This window comes from Nitrobacter vulgaris, assembly GCF_002028545.1.
GTDB classification, from domain to species: Bacteria; Pseudomonadota; Alphaproteobacteria; order Rhizobiales; family Xanthobacteraceae; genus Nitrobacter; species Nitrobacter vulgaris.
This window is the reverse complement of record NZ_MWPQ01000002.1, coordinates 1-20183: the sequence shown is the minus strand read 5'-3', so window position 1 is coordinate 20183 and position 20183 is coordinate 1. Positions and strand designations below refer to the sequence as shown.

The following is a 20183-nucleotide window of genomic DNA, read 5'->3' as shown; positions in this document are numbered from 1 at the left end:
AAGTGTGCCGGGAGGTTTGGGGATGCGGTGTTTCACGTGAAACACCGAGCCTTGTATCCCGAGTCCGAACTTTCGGATTCTGCGAGCCTGAGATAGAAGTCGCACCGGGTATTGGCGAGAAGCCGAGAAGCTTATGGCATCAGCATTCGATGTGATCGTGATCGGGGGTGGCCACGCTGGCTGCGAGGCCGCGTCTGCGTCCGCGCGTACCGGCGCGCGAACCGCGCTGGTCACCCATCGGTTTAGCACCGTGGGCGCGATGTCCTGCAATCCAGCGATCGGTGGACTCGGCAAGGGCCATCTGGTCCGCGAGGTCGATGCCCTCGACGGTCTGATGGGACGTATGGCCGATGCTGCCGGCATTCAGTTCCGAATGCTCAATCGTCGCAAGGGCCCAGCCGTCCGCGGTCCGCGAGCCCAGCAGGATCGCAAGCTTTACGCCGCGGCCATGCAGGCTGCGATTCGCGAAACCGCGAATCTTGAGGTGATCGAAGGCGAGGCGGATGACCTGATTGTTTCCGGTAGCAGGATCGCCGGCATTCGACTGATCGATGGCCGGCACTTCACCTCCGCCGCCGTCGTGGTCACCACCGGCACCTTTCTGCGCGGTTTAATCCATCTTGGCGAAAAGAGTTGGCCGGCAGGGCGGGTCGATGAAGCACCTGCACTTGGCCTATCCACGTCGTTCGAGCGGATCGGCTTCGCCCTTGGCCGACTCAAGACCGGAACCCCGCCGCGGCTCGATGGCGCGACCATCGACTGGGCTGCGGTCGAGATGCAGCCTGGGGACGATCCGCCGGAGCCGTTCTCGGTCATGACCGAGCGGATCACAACGCCCCAGATCCAGTGCGGCATCACGCGCACCACGCCGGCGACGCACGAGGTGATCCGCGCCAACGTGCATCGTTCGCCGATCTATTCCGGCCAGATTACGAGCTCGGGTCCGCGCTATTGTCCTTCGATCGAGGACAAGGTGGTCCGCTTCGGCGATCGTGACGGACATCAGATCTTTCTCGAGCCGGAAGGCCTCAACGACAGCACGGTTTATCCCAACGGGATTTCGACCTCGCTGCCGGAAAACGTGCAGCTCGCGATACTTGCGACCATTCCCGGCCTGGAGAAGGTCAGGATGACCCGTCCGGGTTATGCCATCGAATATGACCATGTCGATCCTCGCGAACTTGAACCGACCTTGCAGACCAGGCGAATGCCCGGGCTGTTTTTGGCTGGCCAGATCAACGGCACGACAGGTTACGAGGAGGCGGCGGCACAGGGGCTTGTTGCGGGGCTGAATGCAGCATTGGCCGCGGGCGACGGCGATTTGGTCGTGTTCGACCGCGCTGACGGTTATCTCGGTGTGATGATCGATGATCTTGTGACGCGCGGAATCGCCGAGCCCTATCGGATGTTCACCTCCCGAGCCGAGTATCGGCTGACGCTCCGCGCCGACAATGCTGACCAGCGGCTGACGGACAAGGGCATTGCCATCGGATGCGTCGGGGCAGGGCGCGCGGCTCATCATCGGGGCAAGATGGCGGCCTTGCGCGCGGCAAAGGCGTTGGCGATGTCGCTGTCGGTGACGCCGAACGAGGCTGCCCGCTACGGACTCTCGCTGAATCGCGACGGCCATCGGCGGTCTGCGTTCGAGTTGTTGTCTTATCCGGAGATCGGCTGGCATGACGTGGCCGCGATCTGGCCGGAGCTGTCGGCCGTGGATTCGGGAATCGCTGTGCATCTCGAGATCGATGCCAAATACGACGTCTATCTGAAGCGCCAGACCGCCGATGTCGAGGCGTTTCGTCGCGACGAGGGGCTGATTCTCACCGGGATCGACTACAGTGCGGTTCCCGGCCTCTCCAATGAAGCCCGAAACCGGCTGGAAAACGCTCAGCCGCGCACTGTGGGGCAGGCAGGCCGTCTCGACGGACTCACGCCGGCCGCTCTGGGGATTCTCGCGGCCTATCTCCGTCGGGAAACGCGGAAGAGAGCGGCTGCTTCCGCGCGATGATCCGGTTCACCGATTGAAATGTTTCACGTGAAACATCGGACAAACGAGTCCTGCATTTCGACGAAAATGATTCCGAGCCGACGACTTGTTTCACGTGAAACAATTTCTAACCGGATCCGCACTCGGCGCACGAGCTAGCGGAGGATGATCGGGCGGTATCTCCCGATTCGTCGACTGCTGTCGGCCAATGGCCGACCAATCCCAAACCGGGATCCACCAAACGTCTGGCCAGGAATCAGAGGGCCGTCTATGTTGGCCATGATGCCCACGCCCGAACGAGAGAGCTCCCCAATCTCGGCTACCGACAAGATAGCCGCGCTGGCGCTTACCCCCATTTCACGTCAAATCGAAGCGCGGCTGGACGCCTATGTCGATCTGCTGGTCCAATGGCAGACAAAAACCAATCTCGTCGCGTCGTCGACGATGCCGCAGCTCTGGACCCGCCACATCGCGGATTCCCTTCAGCTTCTGACGCTGGCTCCGAATGCAAAACGCTGGGCTGATTTCGGCAGCGGCGGCGGCTTTCCCGGTGTCGTGCTTGCTTGCGCGCTTGCGGGCGTTGAGGACGCGCGCGTCGATCTAATCGAGCGCAACGCTAAAAAAGCGGCATTTCTGCGCGAGGCCGTGCGGGTCACTGCGTCACCGGGCGTTATTCACCTGATGGATATCGGGGATTATGTGGACAGAGTGGAGGATCGGATCGATTGCGTGACCGCGCGTGCGCTGGCGCCTCTACAAGTGCTGCTCGGCTTCGCAGAACCCTTCGTAACAAAGGGCGCCACCGCGCTTTTTCTCAAGGGCCAAGATGTAGAAGCTGAATTGACGGAAGCTACTAAATATTGGAATATTAAGCCTCGGATTCATTCTAGTTGCACCGGCGGACAAGGCTGGATCGTGGAACTCGATCATATCGAGCGGCGTGATCGTCCTCAGGCAAAACAGGCATGGCGTGGTGCATGACGGTAATTGATGAAGTCTCCCGACACGAAGACGGAGGCGAATCTCACGTCCGCCATCCCCGCATCATTTCGCTCGCCAATCAGAAGGGTGGTGTCGGCAAAACCACGACCGCGATCAATCTTGGCACTGCACTGGCCGCGATCGGGGAGCGCGTCCTGATCGTCGATCTCGATCCGCAAGGCAACGCCTCCACGGGTCTTGGCATCGACCGGCGCGATCGCAACGTCTCCACTTATGATGTGTTGATCGGCGAAGCACCGCTGCGTGACGCGGTCGTGCCGACCGCGGTGCCGCGCCTGCACATCGCGGCCTCGACCATGGACCTCTCCGGTCTGGAACTTGAGCTCGGAACCACAAAGGACCGTGCCTTCCGTCTGCGGGACGCGATCACCGCGCTCAACGGCAATGCCGCCGATGCTGCCGATTACACCTATGTGCTGATCGACTGTCCGCCGTCGCTCAATCTTCTCACTGTCAACGCGATGGCGGCGTCGGATGCGATCCTTGTGCCGCTGCAATGCGAGTTCTTCGCCCTCGAAGGTCTGTCGCAGCTGTTGCAGACTGTCGAGCAGGTGCGTTCCACGCTCAATCCGAATCTGTCGATCCACGGCATCGTGCTCACCATGTTCGACTCGCGCAACAACCTGTCGAACCAGGTGGTCGCCGACGTGCGCCAGTTCATGGGCTCAAAAGTCTACGACACCATGATCCCACGCAACGTGCGGATTTCAGAAGCGCCGTCCTATGGCAAGCCGGTGCTGGTCTATGATCTCAAATGCAGCGGCAGCGAAGCCTATCTGAAACTTGCGACCGAGGTGATTCAGCGCGAGCGCGAGTTGCGCACGGCGCATTGAGAATCGGAAATCGGGTCGTGGGGCGCGTGAGTAACTCGATGAGTGCTGCCACGATGCGCAACCTGCTCTCTTCCACAAGGGGAGAGAAGAGTGACCTTACGTTTCCTTCAAGTCTGGAGTACAGCGCGTGAATCCAAGGGAGCTGGCGATGGCCGACGAAGCGCGTTCTCGACTGGGACGCGGTCTTGCAAGTTTGATCGGCGACGTCGGTGGCGAGGCCGCCCATGCCGAGCGTCCGCGCGTGCAGCGCAAGGTGCCGATCGAGTTTTTGAAACCGAATCCGCGCAATCCACGCCGCGCGTTTTCCGATGTCGAACTCGGCGAGTTGTCCGACTCCATCAAACAGCACGGCGTCATCCAGCCAATCGTGGTGCGGGCCGTGAAGGGGACGCAGGATCGCTTTGAGATCATCGCAGGCGAGCGCCGCTGGCGCGCGGCGCAGTCCGCGGGGCTGCACGAGGTTCCAATCGTTCCGGTCGAGGTCAGCGATCATGTCGCGCTCGAAATCGCGATCGTCGAGAACGTGCAGCGCGAAGATCTCAATGCGATGGAAGAAGCGCAGGGCTATCACGCGCTCGCCAATGAATTCAAACACACTCAGGATGACATTGCGAAGATCGTCGGCAAGAGCCGCAGCCATGTCGCCAATATGATGCGGCTGACAAAACTGCCGGACGATGTGCAGGCGCTGATCACCTCCGGCGAGTTATCGGCAGGCCATGCGCGCGCGCTGATCGGCATGCCCGATCCTTCCGCGGCGGCGAGGCGCATCGTCACGGAAGGTCTCAATGTGCGGCAGGCTGAGGCGCTTGCGCATGAGGAGGGCGTTGTCGAGCGCAAGCCGCAGAAGGCCCGCGCTGACAAAGCGCAGAAGGACTCCGATACGTTGGCGCTGGAAAAGCGCGTTAGCGACGCGCTCGGCCTTGCGGTGACGGTCGATCACAAAAATCCCGGCGGCGTCGTGCAGATACGCTATCGCGACCTCGAACAGCTTGACGAGATTTTGAAAAGGCTGGATTCGAAGGGGTAACGGGCTCTTTTAGAGCGAGATGAAATGAGTTTGAATCATCGTCATTGCGAGGAGCGCAAGCGACGAAGCAATCCAGTCTTTCGGAGTGGCTCCTGGATTGCTTCGCTCCGCTCGCAATGACGGGGAAGCCGAGCTGGCCTCAATCGTCACGATCTCGCGTCGTTGTGAGCGAAGCAATCCAGACAGCGGCATGAAACAGCCCTGCGTCTATATTATAACAAGCGGTCGGAACGGGACCCTTTACACCGGTGTAACGGCAGATTTACCGCGTCGTATCTTTGAGCATCGAGAAGGCCTGATTGCAGGATTTTCGAAGAAATATGGATGCAAGAGCTTAGTTTGGTACGAATTGCACGAGACCATGACAAACGCAATTACACGCGAAAAGCAGATAAAAGCCGGCAGCCGTGTAAAGAAACTCGTATTGATTGAAGGCCTCAACCCGGCTTGGACCGATCTGTTTGAATCGCTTTTCTAAGAGCTGGATTGCTTCGTCGGCCTTGCCTCCTCGCAATGACGACCTGTCATCCTCTCCGCCGTGCATTCACCGCGATCGACATCAGAGCGCGTTGCGCGATCGCGGAGGCCAGCGCCGCTTGCTTGCGGGTTTCCAATGCGGCGCCGGCAAGCTGATCCATCACCTGAATCAGCCGCGCGGCGCTGAAATTGCTCAACGCCGTTTCCACGGTCGTCTTGCGCGAAAAATGCAATCGCGGAAATCCGCTATCGGCGGCCGATGAGGCGGACGCGCCGCCTTCCATCAAAAGCGCAGCCTTGTGCAGGGCGGCGACCTGACGCTGCGCGGCCAAAATGACGAGGCCCGGATAGGTGCCAGCGACCATGGCCTTGGCGAATTCGGTTTCGACCACCGCCGGCTGTCCGGCGAATGCGGCGTCGATGACGGGATCGAGTTTGAAGTCGGATGCGTCAGAGACCACGGCCATGACGTCGATGAGCGTGATCTCGCGTTGCCCATGAGCATAGAGCGCAATCTTGCGCAGCTCATTGCGCGAAGCCTGACGATCACCGCCGAGCAGGGACATCAGCGCCGCGCGGGCATCGGGCGCGATCTTCAGGCTCGAGAGGCGCAACTCCTCGTCAATCAACCGCGTCAGATCGCGTTCGGTGTCGGGATAGCAGGCAATTGCCACCGCGTTCTTCGCACGCTCGCAAGCCTTGCGCAGCGGTGATTCCGGCCTCAGCTCGCCGGCTTCGATCACGATCCGGCAATCCTGGATCGTGGAGTTCGCCAGCACATCGACGCCGCTGGCAAAGCTGCGTGACCCCGCCTTGATCCGGATCGCGCGGCGGCCGCCGAACAGCGGCACCGTCATCGCCTCATCGACGAGACGCGACGGCTCAGTTGCGAGATCGTCGCCGTCGAGCCGAACCACCGAAAACGGATCGTTGGGATCTTCCACGGCCGACGCCATCAACGCGTCAGCGCGCTCACGCACCAGACCAGCGTCGGGACCGTAGAGCAGGATGATCGGGCGGGCCGGATCGGGCCGGGCGAGAAAGCTGTCGATGTCCTTTCCACGCAGCGCGACCATTCGCCGGCGATCAGGTGCCGGCGTAAAAGAACGCCGCCAGCCGGGTATTGATATTCTCGGCGATTTGCTGCGCGGCGCGGTCTTCCGCATCGCGATAGGCACGCGCGCGGGCGAAACGCTGGAGCTGGCCGGGAATGTCATAGGAGGTGCGGGAGAAGGTGGACGCGTTCAGGACGGTCTTGCCGGTGGCAACCTCGATCAGCTGGTAGCTCGCATTGATACCGTATTGCTCGTTGGAGGGCAGCGCGGTGTTTGGGTCGAGCATCAGCGACGAACGGTTAGTGGTGAAGCGGATCTGAAGCTGGTGTGTCGGGGGCGCTCCGGTGGCGCCGCCGTAAAGTTTGAATGCAAGCGCGTTGCGAAGGGTGACACCGATCCGCGCATCCGGAGACCCATTGGGTTTATCGATCGGCAGGAGTTCGACGCCCATCAGCCTGTCGCGAAGCGCCGGGCTGCCGTCGGCGTGTTCGGCATACATCGGACGGAAGCAGCCGGCCGTCAGCGCGGCCAGCACTGCAATGATGCTTAGCCGGGCTGCGATGCGCGGATTGGCCCATTTTCCAGCCCGGCGACCCGACAAACTACCCCACCACATTCACGATCCTCTGCGGAACGATAATGATCTTTCGAGCCTGCTTGCCGCCCAAGGCCTGCTTTACCGCATCGAGCGCCAAAACGGCAGCCTCAATTTCCGGATTTCCCGCGCCGCTCGCCACGGTCACCTCGCCCCGCTTTTTGCCGTTTACCTGCACGGGCAGCGTGAGGGCGTCTTCAACCAGCAAATCGGGCTCGATTTGTGGCCAACGGGCTTCCGAGACCAGGCCAGCCTGGCCGAGCGCCTGCCAGCATTCCTCGGCGAGGTGCGGCATCATCGGGCTGAACACCTGCACCAGAATGATGGCTGCCTCGCGCAGGCTCCAGCTCAGATCCGGTGCGGGGGCGGACTTGTTGCTGCGGGAGCGGGCAAGGGCGTCGGCCAGTTCGTTGGCGAACTCGCGGATATTGGCGAGGCAGACGTTGAAGTGCAGCCGCTCTATTCCCGTAGAGACCTTGTCGAGCGCGCCATGGGCCGCCTTGCGTAGCGCCAAAGCATCGGTGCCAAATGCCGCTGGTCTCTCTTGCGGCGCGGTCTTGCCGGCTTCGGCGGATTCATTGACCAGTCGCCATAGCCGCTGCATGAAGCGCGCCGCACCCTGTACGCCTTCCTCGCTCCAGATCACGTCGCGATCCGGCGGCGAATCCGACAGCATGAACCAGCGTGCGGTATCGGCGCCATAGCTGCCGATGATATCGTCGGGATCGACGGTGTTGCGCTTCGATTTCGACATCTTCTCGACCGCGCCGATCTCGACCGGCTCGCCGGTTGCGATCAACGTGGCGCGGCGGTTGTTGCCGTCGACCTCGATCCGCACCTCCTCGGGCGAGGCCCAGCCGCCGTCAGGCTTGCGGTAAGTCTCGTGCACCACCATGCCCTGCGTGAACATGCCCTTGAACGGTTCGTCCATGCTGACATGGCCGGTGGCCTTCATCGCGCGGGTGAAGAAGCGCGAATAGAGCAGATGCAGGATCGCGTGCTCGACGCCGCCGATATACTGGTCCACCGGCAGCATCCGGTCGACGACTGCGCGCGTGGTCGGTGCGTTGTCGTTCCACGGATCGGTGAAGCGCGCGAAGTACCACGACGAATCGACGAAGGTGTCCATGGTGTCGGTTTCGCGGGTGGCCTTCGCCCCGCATCGTGGACAACTGACGTGCTTCCAGGTCGGGTGATGATCGAGCGCGTTGCCGGGCTTGTCGAAGGTGACATCCTCCGGCAGCGTCACCGGCAAATTCTCGTCCGGCACCGGAACGACGTCGCAGGCCGGGCAATGGATCACCGGGATCGGACAACCCCAGTAGCGCTGGCGTGAAATGCCCCAGTCGCGCAGACGGAAGTTCACCTTGCGCTCGGCGACCGGGGCTTTGCCGCGCGTTTCGCCTTCCAAGCGCTTGGCGACTTCTTCCTTCGCCGCATCAGCGGTCATGCCGTCGAGAAAACGCGAATTGATCATGCGGCCATCACCGTCGTAAGCGGTGTCAGTGATGACGAAGCTCGACGGTTCCTGTCCCTCGGGGCAGACCACCGGCGTGTTGCCAAGTCCATATTTGTTGACGAAGTCGAGGTCGCGCTGGTCGTGCGCCGGACAGCCGAAGATGGCGCCGGTGCCATATTCCATCAGGATGAAGTTGGCGACGTAGACCGGCAGCTTCCAGGTCGCATCGAACGGGTGCACGGCCTTGATGCCGGTGTCGAACCCCATTTTCTCCGCGGTGTCGATCTCGGCTTGCGCGGTGCCGCGCCGCTTACACTCGGCGATAAAGTCGGCGAGCGCGGAGTTATTCTTCGCTGCCGCTTGCGCGAGCGGATGATCCGGCGCGATCGCCATGAACTTCGCGCCGAACAGGGTGTCCGGCCGCGTGGTGAATATTTTCAGCTCGTTCTCACCGTTTGGCGTGGTCGCCGGGTCGAGTGCGAAGCGGATCAAAAGGCCCTCGCTGCGGCCGATCCAGTTGCGCTGCATCAGCCGCACCTTGTCGGGCCAGCGATCGAGCGTGCCGAGCGCGTCGAGCAGCTCCTGCGAATACGTCGTGATCTTGAAGACCCACTGGTTCATCTCGCGCTGCTCGACCACGGCGCCGGAGCGCCAGCCGCGTCCGTCGATCACCTGCTCGTTGGCGAGCACGGTCATGTCGACCGGATCCCAGTTGATCTTGCGCTTCTCGCGCTCGGCGAGACCGGCGCGCAGGAAGTCCAGAAACATCTTCTGCTGGTGTTTGTAATAGGAGGGATCGCAGGTCGCGAACTCCCTGGCCCAGTCGAGCGACAGCCCGATCGAGCGGAGCTGCTTCTTCATGGCCTTGATGTTGTCGTAAGTCCACGCCCTCGGCGCGATCTTGCGCTCGATCGCAGCGTTCTCGGCCGGCAGGCCGAAGGCGTCCCAGCCCATCGGATGCAGCACGTTGTAGCCCTTGGCGCGCATGTAGCGCGCGATCACATCGCCAAGGGTGTAGTTACGGACATGGCCGATGTGGATGCGCCCGGACGGGTACGGGAACATCTCCAGCACGTAGTATTTTTCGCGCGAGTCATCGTTTTTGGTGGCGAAGATCGCCTGCCTGTCCCACTCGGCTTGCCAGCGCGGTTCGGCGTCACGGGCGTTGTAACGTTCTGAGGTCATGGAATTGCAATGTTTTTCGTGATTTGCAGTCGCTCGACTAGGCCATGAAGCGGACCGGGGGTCAACGGGTCGGACGGGCGGTTTGCAAGCGGTGTGGTTTTGCGGTGTAAGCAGGGAACGTTTCCCGCCTTCCGGAGTGACGATGGCCGACCTTTCCGCTTTTTCGATCACCCGCCGCTGGCCGGCGGCCCACCCGGAACGTCTGCAGCTCTATTCGGTGCCGACGCCCAACGGGGTGAAGGTCTCGATCATGCTGGAAGAAACCGGATTGCCCTATGAGCCGCATTTCGTCGATTTCGGCAGGGATGAACAGAGGAGTCGTGAATTTCTCTCACTCAATCCCAACGGCAAGATTCCCGCGATCCTCGATCCCGATGGGCCCGGCGGCAAGCCGCTCGCTTTGTTCGAGTCGGGCGCCATCCTGCAATACCTCGCCGAGAAGACCGGACAGTTTCTGCCAGCCGATCCGGCGCTGCGCTGGCAGACCCTCCAGTGGCTGCACTTCCAGATGGGCGGCGTCGGGCCGATGTTCGGGCAGGTGGGATTCTTCCATAAGTTCGCCGGCAAGGATTTCCAGGATAAGCGGCCACGCGACCGCTATGTGACGGAATCGAAGCGGCTGCTTGGCGTGATGGACGCGCATCTGACGACGCATCGGTGGTTTGCAGGCGACGACTACACCATCGCGGATATCTCGATGCTTGGCTGGGTGCGCAACCTGATCGGGTTTTACGATGCGCGCGATATCGTCGGGTTCGATCGTTTCCGTCATGTCGGCGGCTGGCTGCAGCGAGGCCTGGCGCGGCCGGCGGTGCAGCGCGGTCTCGCGATTCCGGCGCGACAATGACCACTGGTGAGGCGGCGCCGATCGATGGCTTTGCTTCCGTGGAAGCCGGGATTGTTCGCGCGTGCCGGGACGCACAACGCGAACGCTCCTCGGTGACGCTGGTGGCGGTGTCCAAAACCTTCGATGTCGGCGCGATTATGCCGGTGATCGCAGCCGGCCAGCGCGTGTTCGGGGAGAACCGCGTGCAGGAAGCCAAGGGGAAGTGGCCTGCATTGATCGCGGCGCATCCCGGTCTCGCGCTGCATCTGATCGGCCCGCTGCAGTCCAACAAGGCGAAGGACGCCGTCGCCCTGTTCGATGCCATCCATTCGGTCGACCGCCCGAGCCTTTGCGAGGCGTTGGGAAAAGAGATCAAGAATCAGAACCGGCGGCCGGATCTGTTCGTGCAGATCAACACTGGCGAGGAGCCGCAGAAGGCCGGCGTCGCACCTGCGGATGCCGACGACTTCATCGTACGCTGTCGCGATACTTATGGCCTCACGATCTCAGGCTTGATGTGCATTCCACCGATGGATGATGCGCCTGCGCCGCATTTCGCGCTTGCCGCCAAGATCGCCAAGCGCAACGGGCTCACGCAGCTGTCGATGGGGATGAGCGCGGACTTCGCCATAGCGATTGCGCTCGGCGCGACGCATGTGCGGATCGGCTCGGCGATTTTCGGGACGCGGTAATTCTTCCTATCTTCCGCAAGGGAGAAGGAAAGCCCTTCAGCTTCACCCGATCATGATTTTCGTGCGTGGACCGATCCGCCGCAACAGCCGCAGCATGGCGGGTTGCGTCATCGCCACGCATCCAGCGGTCGGGCCAAAGTTGTCGCGCGCCAGATGCAGGAACACAGCGCTGCCGCGCCCTGCGATACGCGGGCGGGTGTTGTGATCGATTTCGATGATGAAGTCGTAGAGATGATCCTCGCGCGTCAACCGGTCGCCGGTTGCGCTCTGCGTCAGCCGAATCGGTCGATTGTAGCGCCGGTCGGCCGGATCCTCACACCAGGCATCAGTAGGTGTGATCGCGCGAACCGGCAGAAACGTCCTTGGCCGTGGATGCCGATCGGGCCGCCACCACAGCCGTATGGGCCGAAAAATCCCCTTTGGGGTGCCGCCATCGCCCTCGCGTTTGTTGGCCCGGATACCGCCGCGGCCGAGCGCCACCGCAATTGTCCGCCCTTCCGCGATCAACCAACCTCGCTGCGGTCGTCCGGCGGCGGCCCGAACGTGGATCGCCGCGAGCGGTCGATCACAGGAATGTGTCGTGCAAGGCATTGAAAAGTCTTAGCTTTGTGTGGAATGAGGAAGCCCCGCGCATTCTCTCAGCCGAGACGTCGATCCTGTATGTCATGACAGGGAACATTCATCCAAATTCTCCCCAGTTCTGGAGTACTCTGTTTGGACGATGAATCGCTGCAAATTCATGCGCCCGACGAATCGGGACTTAAATACCTGATGAAGGTAGCTGGCGCGCCCGCCGGGTGTTTCAGCCGCCAGGAGGATTGCATAAATGGCCAACGCCCGCAAAATCCTGATCGTGGACGACGATAACGATCTGCGCGATACGCTGGTCGAGCAACTGTCGCTGCATGAGGAATTCGAGGCGTCCGCCGTTGATACCGGCGCAAAGGGCGCCAGCGCGGCCAAAGCCCATTCGCCCGATCTCGTGCTGATGGACGTCGGCCTGCCCGACACGGATGGTCGCGAAGTGGTGCGCAGTTTGCGCAAGGGCGGCTTCAAGGCGCCGATCATCATGCTGACCGGTCACGACACCGATTCGGATACGATTCTGGGCCTTGAGTCCGGCGCCAATGACTATATCGCCAAACCGTTCCGCTTTGCGGTGCTGCTGGCACGCATCCGCGCGCAGTTGCGTCAGCATGAGGCCAGCGAGGACGCGGTATTTTCGGTCGGACCCTATAGTTTCCGGCCCGGCGCCAAAATGCTGACGACCGCCAATGCCAAGAAGGTGCGGCTGACCGAGAAGGAAACGGCGATTTTGCGCTTCCTCTACCGGGCCGGGCAGATTCCGGTGTCACGCGAGACCCTGTTGCAGGAGGTCTGGGGATACAACTCCGGAGTCACCACGCATACCCTGGAAACTCACATTTACCGGTTGCGCCAGAAGATCGAGAATGACGCTGCCAATCCGGAGATTCTGGTGACCGAAGCGGGTGGCTACAAGCTGGTGCCCTGATTCGGATGGAGTCAGAAGCGAGACTCTATGGTAGTTTCGAGGCGTTTCTTTCCGCGAGCCGGTATCCACTTCGTCCAAAAACGCTATAGGTTGACGACTCGTATCAGCTCCCGTCAAAACAGCCTTTGGGTGATCCGGAGCCGACCGGTTTTGCATGTCGATCGACGATGACGTTGTCCTGCTTGAGCGCGTCCCGACCCTGCGCTTGCTGGGCGCCGAGGCTTTGCGCGTGCTTGCCATCGGCGCAGAACAGCAGCAGTTCGCCAGCGGCTCGATCCTGTTTCGCGCGGGTGACGAGGCGGATGGGGGGTACGTCGTTCAGGAGGGCAGCTTTCGTATCCACGTCCCGGACGGCCACGATCGGGAAGTCGTCGCCGAGTGCGGCACGCTGATCGGGGAACTCGCTTTGATCGTCCCGATATCGCGGCAGGCCACCGCGATTGCGCGGGAATATTCGATGGTGATCCGCGTTTCACGCACCCTGTTTCTGCGCGTGCTTGACAGCTATCCCGCCGCCGCCCACCGCCTTCGCGACGAACTCGCCAACCGCACCCGGCAAACGACCAGCGACATCCTGATGGCATCGGCGAAACTGAGTAGTTAAAGCGTTTTCGAGCGAAGTGGATACCGGTTCGCGTGAAGAAAACGCGTCAAATCAAAAACACAAAGTCTTTGATCCCGACCCGACGGGCTGTGCCATCGCAAAGTGGAAACCGGCTTTCGGATAAGATCCGCCGTGGCGTCGGCACTCACACCTCGATCACCGCCGTCACCGGCACATGATCGGATGGACGCTGCCAGCCTCGGGCGTCGCGGGTGATGCGGAAGTCCCGGATTCCGCCGCGCAGCGCTTCGGAGACCCAGATATGGTCAAGTCTGCGGCCGCGGTTGGCGGCAACCCAGTCAGCGGCGCGATAGCTCCACCACGTATAGACTTTCTCCGACATCGGAATCCGCGCGCGAGCGATGTCGATCCAGTTGCCGTGATTCTGCACGCCGAGCAGCTTCTCGCATTCGATGGGCGTATGCGAGACGATTTTCAGGAGTTGCCTGTGCGACCAGACGTCGTTCTCATGTGGCGCGACATTGAGATCGCCGACCAGCACATGCCGGTCGCCGTTGCCCGGATGCAGCGGCGCACAGGCTTTCATCTCGTCGAGAAATTGCAGCTTGTGGGCAAACTTCGGATTGAGCACGGGATCGGGAATGTCGCCACCCGCGGGCACATAGAAGTTATGGAGCACCAGCGGCGCGGCGAGACCCGCTCTTCCGCCGAAGATCACACTGACGTGGCGGGAGTCGATCTTGTCGCAGAACGTGCGGATGTTGCTGGCGTCAAATGGCAGCTTCGAGACCACCGCCACCCCGTGATATCCCTTCTGCCCGTTGAGCGCGACGTGCTCATAGCCGAGTCGGCGGAAGCGTTTCAGCGGAAAGGCGTCATCGGGGCATTTGGTCTCCTGCAGGCACAACACGTCCGGCCGTTGCGCTTTCAGAAACTTGGCGACCAGATCGATGCGCAGCCGCACCGAATTGATATTCCAGGTGGTGAAGGTGAGATGCATGAATTCCGGTGAAGACGTCGACAGGTCTATGTGCCGTCATACGCGGGCCTGACCCGCGTATCCATCAATAATCGATCTGCGCGTTGTAGCGCCTCAGTTATTCGTCGAGGTCGGATAATTGGTATAATCGATCTTGAACAGAGCGGGATCGAGCTTCGCCGTGGCATTGAGATTGTAGATCGCCACCGTGGTGTCGTAGCCCTGCGGATCGGTTATGGTCCACTGCTTGAGCTTGCCGTCCTTGACGCCGACCATCAGCATGAGGCGGGAGGTGCCGACCAGCGCCTGCTTCTCTTCGATGGTGACGCTGATGTAGAGATCGTCCGACGTCACGGCGACGACGTTGGTATCCCTCATCAGGTCGATGCGGTCCGACAACAGATAGCGCAGCGGCGTTTGCGCCAGCGGGTACACATCCTGGGTCGCGAGCTTGGTGTCACGAACAACGAGCGACGAGCCGTCGGAAATCATCGCGATCGGTGACGGAGGGTCGTATTCGAACCGTACTTTGCCCGGCTTCTGGATGTAAAATTCGCCGGTTGATCGGCTGCCATCAGGGCCGACCTGTACGAAATTTCCGGCAAGCGTCCGCAGCGACGATAGATAGGCACTGACTCGTGCCGCCGCCGCTTTCTGATCCGCGCTGAAAGTTGCAAAAATATTGGCCGGTACGTTGCGGCGCGGATCGGGAATGATCGGGTCCGGCGGTCGCGTGGTTCCGGTCACCTCCGGCTGGGCCGTCTGCACCACCATCGCCGCGGGTGCTCCGTTGCGGGCCTTAGGGGCCGGTTGCGGGAGCGGAACGGCCTCGGCGAGGGCAGGCGTAACAAGAACAAGAAGACCCATGGTCAGCGCCGCCGCGAGCCGGACCACGCCGAGGCGCGCGCGGATCGGACGACTGGCCGCGGATGAATGTGTCACGTCTCTACTCAATGTTTCGTCCTGTCCGCCGGAGGCGTTCCTTCTACAGTGCTTCGCGGCGTTGCGGATATCGCTTTTTTCCCCGACCGGATCCGAGGGATGGCCGCCGCGCGGGAGTTCGCCTCAACTGCGCTGAACCCGATACCATCGCATCTCTCTGATCGAGCGTGATCTCGTCTGAAAATCTGCTTCCAGTTTTCAAAAATCATGCTCAAGCGGAAGGTGGCTGCAACGATATGCAAGTTTGAACCGGGCCCCTAGAAGCGGAATGAGGAAAAGTGTCGTGCGGTTTTCCGCCCGCATTCCGCTTCTCATAATCGGAATCGATCACGTTGATGATTTTGGATCGATTCGATCCAGAATCATCGTGATCTAGTTTGGTGCTGTGGCGATTTCGCGGCTCCGGAAACTCGATCATCGTCATACCGTCATGGATCAGAAGTGGCCTTCTTCTTCCTCGATCAGGATTTCGCGCTTTCCTGCGTGATTGGCCTGCCCGACGATGCCTTCGAGTTCCATGCGCTCCATCAGCGAAGCGGCGCGGTTGTACCCGATCTGAAGACGGCGCTGGATATAGCTGGTCGAAGCCTTACGGTCGCGCTTCACGATCGCAACAGCCTGCGCGAACAGATCGCCGCCGCCGTCGCTGCCCATGCTCGTGCCGTCGAACACCGCGCCGTCCTCGCCCTCAGCGGGCTCTTCGGCCGTGACCGCCTCGAGATATTCGGGAGCACCTTGCGTTTTGAGATGGCGAACCACCTTCTCGACTTCTTCGTCGGATGCGAACGGCCCGTGCACGCGCGAGATGCGGCCGCCGCCGGCCATGTAGAGCATGTCGCCCTGGCCGAGTAGTTGCTCGGCGCCCATCTCGCCGAGAATGGTGCGGCTGTCGATCTTGGACGTCACCTGGAAGGCGATGCGGGTCGGGAAGTTGGCCTTGATGGTGCCGGTAATGACATCGACCGACGGACGCTGCGTTGCGAGGATGACGTGGAGGCCGGCGGCGCGCGCCATCTGCGCAAGACGCTGGACCGCGCCTTCGATATCCTTGCCCGCGACCATCATCAGGTCGGCCATTTCATCCACGATAATGACGATGAAGGGCAGCGGCTCGAACTCGAGCTTCTCTTGCTCGTAGATCGCCTTGCCGGTTTCCTTGTCGAAGCCGGTATGCACCGTGCGCGTCAGATCCTCGCCCTTGGCCTTCGCCTCGAGGAGGCGGGTATTGTAGCCGTCGATATTGCGCACGCCGAGTTTGGCCATCTTCTTGTAGCGCTCTTCCATCTCGCGCACGGCCCATTTCAGCGCGACGACCGCCTTCTTCGGATCGGTCACCACCGGTGTCAGCAGATGCGGGATGCCGTCATAGACCGAGAGTTCGAGCATCTTTGGATCGACCATGATGAGACGGCACTGATCGGGCCGCAGCCGGTACAGCAGGCTGAGAATCATGGTGTTGATTGCGACCGATTTGCCGGAGCCGGTGGTGCCGGCGATCAGCATATGCGGGGTGCGCGCGAGATCGATGATGACCGGGTCGCCGCCGATCGTCTTGCCGAGGCAGAGCGGCAGCTTGGCGACCGAGTCGGTCGCCTCCCTCGCGGTGAGCAATTCGCGCAAGTAAACTTTTTCGCGGTGCGCGTTCGGCAGTTCGATGCCGATGGCGTTGCGGCCGGCGACCACCGCGACGCGCGCCGACAGCGCGCTCATGGAACGCGCGATATCGTCGGCAAGGCCGATGACGCGTGACGACTTGATGCCGGGCGCGGGCTCGAGTTCATACAGCGTCACCACCGGTCCGGGATTGGCTTTCACGATTTCGCCGCGCACGCCAAAGTCGCCAAGCACGCCTTCCAGCGCCCGCGAATTGGTTTCCAGTTCGGACTTGCTGAGCGGCTGGCGGTCGGAGGCGCGCGGCGCGCTCAGAACGTTGACCGAAGGCAATTCGAACTTGCCGGGTTTCTTCGCTGGCTGACGGGGAGCGGCCTTCCGGCGCGGCGCGCTGACAACCGGCGCATCATCGCTCTCCTCCTCGTCGTCCGCTTCGTCCTCGTCATCGTCATCAAGGTCATCGTCAAGGTCGCTCCGGGTCGGCGCCAGGGAGGGAGCGATATGTCCGCCGCCGAGGTTCGGTTCCTGACGCTCGAACGCCAGCGCCCCCGACTTCTGCGGCGCGCTCGACACCAGCGACTTATAGGCCAGCGCGAGCAGTGCCCCGAGCCTGAGGCGCTTGAATCGCGCCTTCGCGCTCATCATCGCGTGAACCGCCCAGCCCAGCGAGACCGAGGCGTGGTCGCCGCTCTCATCAAACGGCAGGTCGTCCTCGATTTCGCGCGACTCGTCGGCGGGCTGCGATCTGATTCCGCTGGCCCAAAGGAATGTCGCGGCCATGACCGGCAGGAAGATCGCGCCGAGCACGATGCTCTGCACCACGCTCGCCGGGCCGAACAGAATCGCGGGCGCCCGCACCAGCGCGTCGCCGACCACGCCACCGAGACCGGTGGGCAGCGGCCATGCGCCGTTGTGAGGCCAGCAACTGGCGAAGCCGGCGGCGGTTATGGTGCAAAGAATCCAGCAGCCGAGACGCGTGGCCTCGCGATCGAACGGGCGATGAGTCAGCATCCGCCATCCCCAGATCGCCACCGGCAGGATCAGCATGATCGCGCCGAGACCGAGAATCTGCATCAGAAGATCTGCGCCGATCGCGCCGGGATAGCCGAGGACGTTGTGGATCGCGCGCGAGGTGGCGTGGCTGAGGCTCGGGTCCTGTACCGACCACGTCATCAGCGCGGCCGCAGCAGCGCCGGACAAGGCGATCATGCCGAGCCCGGTGAGTTCGCGCAAGCGCCGGCCGAGCGGCTCGCGGATCGACGGCGGTATATGATCGACGATGGGAAAAAGGCGTTCGATCGCTGCCATGCTCATGGGATCCCGCGATTAGTCGAGAGTTTTCACCAGCCGATGCAATGCCTCGGCCGTTGTTTCAGTGTCCGCTACGAGCGCCAGACGGATATAGCCCGCGCCGGGATTTAAGCCGTCGGCTTGCGGACGCGCCAGATAGCTTCCGGGCACGACGCGAATGCCGGCTTCCTTGTAGAGCCTGACGGCCACGGCCTCGTCGCCGCCATAAGCGGAGACATCCAGCCAGATGCAGAAGCCGCCGGCCGGGCGGCTGTAGCCGAAGCGATGGCCGAGGATCTGGTCGGCGAGGTCGAATTTGAGCCGGTAGAGCCGGCGGTTCTCCTCGACATGCGCTTCGTCGCCATAGGCCGCCACCGCGACATGCTGCAGCGGCACCGGCACCTGAGGCGACGCGACGTTGCGCAATTCATGAAACGCGGAAAGGAATTTGCCATCGCCGGCCGCGAAGCCGACCCGTAGCCCCGGCAGGTTCGAGCGTTTCGACAGCGACTGGAACGCGACGACGTTGGCGAAATCCGGCCCCGCGCATTCCAGCGCGCTGCCGGGCGCGTCCCGCGTGTAGATTTCCGAGTAGCATTCGTCCGAGAACACGAGGAAGCCGTGACGGCGCGCCAGCGCGATCAGGCGCGAGAGGTAATCGCGCGAAGCCGTCGTTCCTTGCGGGTTGGCGGGGGAGGCGAGATAGATCGCGACCGTCCGCGCCAGCGTGCTCTCATCGATGGAATCGAGGTCGGGCAGGAAACCGTTGGCGCGCGTGGTCGGCAGGAAGATGGTTTCGCAATGGGCAGCGCGTGCGCCCGCGCCATAGGCCGGGTAAAACGGGTTCGGCATCAGGATGGCCGGCGTGCCCATGCGGGGCGCGACGTAGCGGGCGGCGGCGATCGCGGCGAAAAACAGCCCCTCACGGCTGCCGTTCAGCACCAGAATCTCGGTCTCGGGATCGACGGCACGGGGCAGGGCGAAGCGCCTCGACAGCCAGTTCGCGGCCGTGCGGCGGAACGGCTCGATCCCCCGCGCCATCGGATAACGTCGGAACTCGTTGATATATTGAGACAATATCGGAGCGACGAAGTCGGGCGGCGGGTGCTGCGGCTCGCCCAGCGACAACGTGATCAGAGGTTGTCCCGGCTCGTAGGGCGCAAGCAGCTCCGCCGTCCGCGCGAACGGGGACCGCTCGGCCGGCGTCGTGGACGCAGCTCTGCTGGCGGCGGACTCGGCCGGACTGACGGCGTCTGGCGCCGCGCACGATGAAGCGGTGGTTGCCATCGGTTAAGCGTCAACACTTTCAAGACGTTCGGCCGCACCCAATAGCCGGACGAAAGACAGTTGAGTACCATAGGTACGGCGAGGTTAAGACGCGATTAACCATCGGCGGGAGAGCGTGTTTTCGCACTCTGTTCTGATGCCTTCATGGGGACTGTGTGCTTTCCACACCCATCCTCCATTTGGACTCCCGAGTCCGCTTGCGACTCGCTTAGGTTGTAATTCTTCCAATCACGACCAAGGAAAGTTCAATGTTCGGTTCTACCAAATGCGGAAAGTGTGAAGGCGCTGCGTTCAAATTGCAGGAAGTGAACGTGAACGGTGCCGCATACAGGATGTACGCAATCCAATGCACGAGTTGCCAGACGCCAATTGGCGTTACTGAATATTTCGACAACGGTTCTCTTCTGAAGAAGCAAGAGAAGGCGATTGCTGATTTGGGCCAGAAGATTAGTCACATTGAAAATGCGGTGAATCAAATCGCTTACGCCCTGCAATCGTTGCGGCGATAGCTGCTCGGTATTAATCGTTAACGCACATCCCAACGGTTGCTCTAACTGTAGTCGTAGCGCGGCCGTCAATAATAGCGCGGTCTTCGATTTTTTTGCAGGAGCGCGCGGCTTCCTTGAAGGTGTCTAGCCTGCATGCCGGTATCTTTCGTTGTGTACATTGATGAGTCTGGTGATACGGGACTCGAACAAATCAAAAAACCGGATGATCCAAAAGGGGCGACCGAATGGCTCGTTCTGTCCGCCTTTTTAGGGTCGGGACCCATAAAAGTGATTCCTTCGGCGCTGAGTTTGTGATTCACGGTCTCGGACAGGAGGCCTTTGATGAGTCGCGATTGCTTTTGGCTAA

The 20183-nt window shown here is 61.7% G+C and carries 19 protein-coding genes; 10 read left to right on the top strand and 9 right to left on the bottom strand.

Features of this window, described 5'->3' with window-relative positions; all coding sequences use genetic code 11:
* The first annotated feature begins 133 nt into the window (after window positions 1-133).
* The 5 genes from mnmG to B2M20_RS00515 all read left to right on the top strand — a co-directional run bounded on the left by mnmG (window position 134) and on the right by B2M20_RS00515 (window position 5330).
* Window positions 134-2008 (top strand): tRNA uridine-5-carboxymethylaminomethyl(34) synthesis enzyme MnmG, encoded by a 1875-nt coding sequence (mnmG, locus tag B2M20_RS00540; protein ID WP_079445162.1) that lies wholly within the window; start codon window positions 134-136, stop codon window positions 2006-2008.
* Window positions 2009-2266: 258 nt separating this feature from the next.
* Window positions 2267-2968, top strand: coding sequence for a 16S rRNA (guanine(527)-N(7))-methyltransferase RsmG (gene rsmG / locus B2M20_RS00535; RefSeq protein WP_173815862.1), 702 nt, complete (start codon window positions 2267-2269; stop codon window positions 2966-2968).
* Window positions 2965-3822, top strand: a complete 858-nt coding sequence (locus B2M20_RS00530; RefSeq protein WP_079445161.1) for a ParA family protein — start codon at window positions 2965-2967, stop codon at window positions 3820-3822. The genes rsmG and B2M20_RS00530 overlap by 4 nt, the downstream gene beginning before the upstream one ends.
* A 148-nt stretch (window positions 3823-3970) precedes the next feature.
* Window positions 3971-4852, top strand: coding sequence for a ParB/RepB/Spo0J family partition protein (locus B2M20_RS00525; protein ID WP_079445160.1), 882 nt, complete (start codon window positions 3971-3973; stop codon window positions 4850-4852).
* A gap of 190 nt (window positions 4853-5042) precedes the next feature.
* Window positions 5043-5330, top strand: coding sequence for a GIY-YIG nuclease family protein (locus B2M20_RS00515; protein ID WP_079445158.1), 288 nt, complete (start codon window positions 5043-5045; stop codon window positions 5328-5330).
* Window positions 5331-5376: 46 nt separating this feature from the next.
* Here the strand turns inward: B2M20_RS00515 and holA are convergent, their stop codons facing one another.
* From holA to leuS, 3 genes are read right to left on the bottom strand one after another with little or no spacing between them, the layout of a single operon-like run.
* Window positions 5377-6405 (bottom strand): DNA polymerase III subunit delta, encoded by a 1029-nt coding sequence (holA, locus tag B2M20_RS00510; protein WP_079445157.1) that lies wholly within the window; start codon window positions 6403-6405, stop codon window positions 5377-5379.
* Window positions 6406-6415: 10 nt separating this feature from the next.
* On the bottom strand, window positions 6416-7000 hold the full coding sequence (gene lptE, locus B2M20_RS00505) for an LPS assembly lipoprotein LptE (RefSeq protein ID WP_079445156.1): 585 nt from the start codon (window positions 6998-7000) through the stop codon (window positions 6416-6418).
* On the bottom strand, window positions 6987-9623 hold the full coding sequence (leuS, locus tag B2M20_RS00500) for a leucine--tRNA ligase (RefSeq protein WP_079445155.1): 2637 nt from the start codon (window positions 9621-9623) through the stop codon (window positions 6987-6989). Before leuS ends, lptE begins: the two co-directional genes overlap by 14 nt.
* Before the next feature lie 142 nt (window positions 9624-9765).
* Here leuS and B2M20_RS00495 point away from each other — a divergent pair, with 142 nt between their 5' ends.
* Together B2M20_RS00495 and B2M20_RS00490 are read left to right on the top strand one after the other, a co-directional pair.
* On the top strand, window positions 9766-10470 hold the full coding sequence (locus B2M20_RS00495; protein WP_079445154.1) for a glutathione S-transferase N-terminal domain-containing protein: 705 nt from the start codon (window positions 9766-9768) through the stop codon (window positions 10468-10470).
* Window positions 10467-11141 carry a YggS family pyridoxal phosphate-dependent enzyme gene (locus B2M20_RS00490; RefSeq protein ID WP_079445153.1) on the top strand — a complete coding sequence of 225 codons (675 nt, stop codon included), beginning with the start codon at window positions 10467-10469 and terminating at the stop codon, window positions 11139-11141. Before B2M20_RS00495 ends, B2M20_RS00490 begins: the two co-directional genes overlap by 4 nt.
* A 42-nt stretch (window positions 11142-11183) precedes the next feature.
* On the opposite strand, the gene B2M20_RS00485 is transcribed toward B2M20_RS00490, so the two are convergent.
* A complete protein-coding gene (locus tag B2M20_RS00485; RefSeq protein WP_079445152.1) occupies window positions 11184-11732 on the bottom strand; it encodes a L,D-transpeptidase family protein in 549 nt (182 codons plus the stop codon).
* 235 nt (window positions 11733-11967) lie between these two features.
* On the opposite strand from B2M20_RS00485, the gene B2M20_RS00480 reads away from it, so the two are divergent.
* Together B2M20_RS00480 and B2M20_RS00475 are read left to right on the top strand one after the other, a co-directional pair.
* On the top strand, window positions 11968-12654 hold the full coding sequence (locus B2M20_RS00480) for a response regulator transcription factor (RefSeq protein WP_079445151.1): 687 nt from the start codon (window positions 11968-11970) through the stop codon (window positions 12652-12654).
* Between the two features lie 154 nt (window positions 12655-12808).
* Window positions 12809-13258 carry a cyclic nucleotide-binding domain-containing protein gene (locus B2M20_RS00475; RefSeq protein ID WP_079445150.1) on the top strand — a complete coding sequence of 150 codons (450 nt, stop codon included), beginning with the start codon at window positions 12809-12811 and terminating at the stop codon, window positions 13256-13258.
* A gap of 145 nt (window positions 13259-13403) precedes the next feature.
* Here the strand turns inward: B2M20_RS00475 and B2M20_RS00470 are convergent, their stop codons facing one another.
* The 4 genes from B2M20_RS00470 to B2M20_RS00450 form a co-directional block, all read right to left on the bottom strand.
* Window positions 13404-14219 (bottom strand): exodeoxyribonuclease III, encoded by an 816-nt coding sequence (locus tag B2M20_RS00470; RefSeq protein ID WP_079445149.1) that lies wholly within the window; start codon window positions 14217-14219, stop codon window positions 13404-13406.
* A 93-nt stretch (window positions 14220-14312) separates the two neighbouring features.
* Window positions 14313-15065: an outer membrane lipoprotein carrier protein LolA gene (locus tag B2M20_RS00465; RefSeq protein WP_079445186.1), complete on the bottom strand. Its 753-nt coding sequence runs from the start codon at window positions 15063-15065 to the stop codon at window positions 14313-14315.
* 510 nt (window positions 15066-15575) lie between these two features.
* On the bottom strand, window positions 15576-18065 hold the full coding sequence (locus tag B2M20_RS00455; protein ID WP_079445147.1) for a DNA translocase FtsK: 2490 nt from the start codon (window positions 18063-18065) through the stop codon (window positions 15576-15578).
* Between the two features lie 12 nt (window positions 18066-18077).
* Window positions 18078-19328 (bottom strand): aminotransferase class I/II-fold pyridoxal phosphate-dependent enzyme, encoded by a 1251-nt coding sequence (locus B2M20_RS00450; RefSeq protein WP_079445146.1) that lies wholly within the window; start codon window positions 19326-19328, stop codon window positions 18078-18080.
* Between the two features lie 248 nt (window positions 19329-19576).
* On the opposite strand from B2M20_RS00450, the gene B2M20_RS00445 reads away from it, so the two are divergent.
* A complete protein-coding gene (locus tag B2M20_RS00445; RefSeq protein ID WP_079445145.1) occupies window positions 19577-19837 on the top strand; it encodes a hypothetical protein in 261 nt (86 codons plus the stop codon).
* A 65-nt stretch (window positions 19838-19902) separates the two neighbouring features.
* Here B2M20_RS00445 and B2M20_RS19925 read toward each other — a convergent pair.
* A partial coding sequence (locus B2M20_RS19925; RefSeq protein ID WP_210189111.1) for a hypothetical protein occupies window positions 19903-20183 on the bottom strand: 281 nt, incomplete at its 5' end.

Coding starts and splice junctions, on each gene's coding strand:
- mnmG (WP_079445162.1), top strand. CDS start 134: ATGGCATCAGCATTCGATGTGATCGTGATCGGGGGTGGCCACGCTGGC.
- rsmG (WP_173815862.1), top strand. CDS start 2,267: ATGATGCCCACGCCCGAACGAGAGAGCTCCCCAATCTCGGCTACCGAC.
- B2M20_RS00530 (WP_079445161.1), top strand. CDS start 2,965: ATGACGGTAATTGATGAAGTCTCCCGACACGAAGACGGAGGCGAATCT.
- B2M20_RS00525 (WP_079445160.1), top strand. CDS start 3,971: ATGGCCGACGAAGCGCGTTCTCGACTGGGACGCGGTCTTGCAAGTTTG.
- B2M20_RS00515 (WP_079445158.1), top strand. CDS start 5,043: ATGAAACAGCCCTGCGTCTATATTATAACAAGCGGTCGGAACGGGACC.
- holA (WP_079445157.1), bottom strand. CDS start 6,405: ATGGTCGCGCTGCGTGGAAAGGACATCGACAGCTTTCTCGCCCGGCCC.
- lptE (WP_079445156.1), bottom strand. CDS start 7,000: ATGTGGTGGGGTAGTTTGTCGGGTCGCCGGGCTGGAAAATGGGCCAAT.
- leuS (WP_079445155.1), bottom strand. CDS start 9,623: ATGACCTCAGAACGTTACAACGCCCGTGACGCCGAACCGCGCTGGCAA.
- B2M20_RS00495 (WP_079445154.1), top strand. CDS start 9,766: ATGGCCGACCTTTCCGCTTTTTCGATCACCCGCCGCTGGCCGGCGGCC.
- B2M20_RS00490 (WP_079445153.1), top strand. CDS start 10,467: ATGACCACTGGTGAGGCGGCGCCGATCGATGGCTTTGCTTCCGTGGAA.
- B2M20_RS00485 (WP_079445152.1), bottom strand. CDS start 11,732: ATGCCTTGCACGACACATTCCTGTGATCGACCGCTCGCGGCGATCCAC.
- B2M20_RS00480 (WP_079445151.1), top strand. CDS start 11,968: ATGGCCAACGCCCGCAAAATCCTGATCGTGGACGACGATAACGATCTG.
- B2M20_RS00475 (WP_079445150.1), top strand. CDS start 12,809: ATGTCGATCGACGATGACGTTGTCCTGCTTGAGCGCGTCCCGACCCTG.
- B2M20_RS00470 (WP_079445149.1), bottom strand. CDS start 14,219: ATGCATCTCACCTTCACCACCTGGAATATCAATTCGGTGCGGCTGCGC.
- B2M20_RS00465 (WP_079445186.1), bottom strand. CDS start 15,065: ATGGGTCTTCTTGTTCTTGTTACGCCTGCCCTCGCCGAGGCCGTTCCG.
- B2M20_RS00455 (WP_079445147.1), bottom strand. CDS start 18,065: ATGAGCATGGCAGCGATCGAACGCCTTTTTCCCATCGTCGATCATATA.
- B2M20_RS00450 (WP_079445146.1), bottom strand. CDS start 19,328: ATGGCAACCACCGCTTCATCGTGCGCGGCGCCAGACGCCGTCAGTCCG.
- B2M20_RS00445 (WP_079445145.1), top strand. CDS start 19,577: ATGTTCGGTTCTACCAAATGCGGAAAGTGTGAAGGCGCTGCGTTCAAA.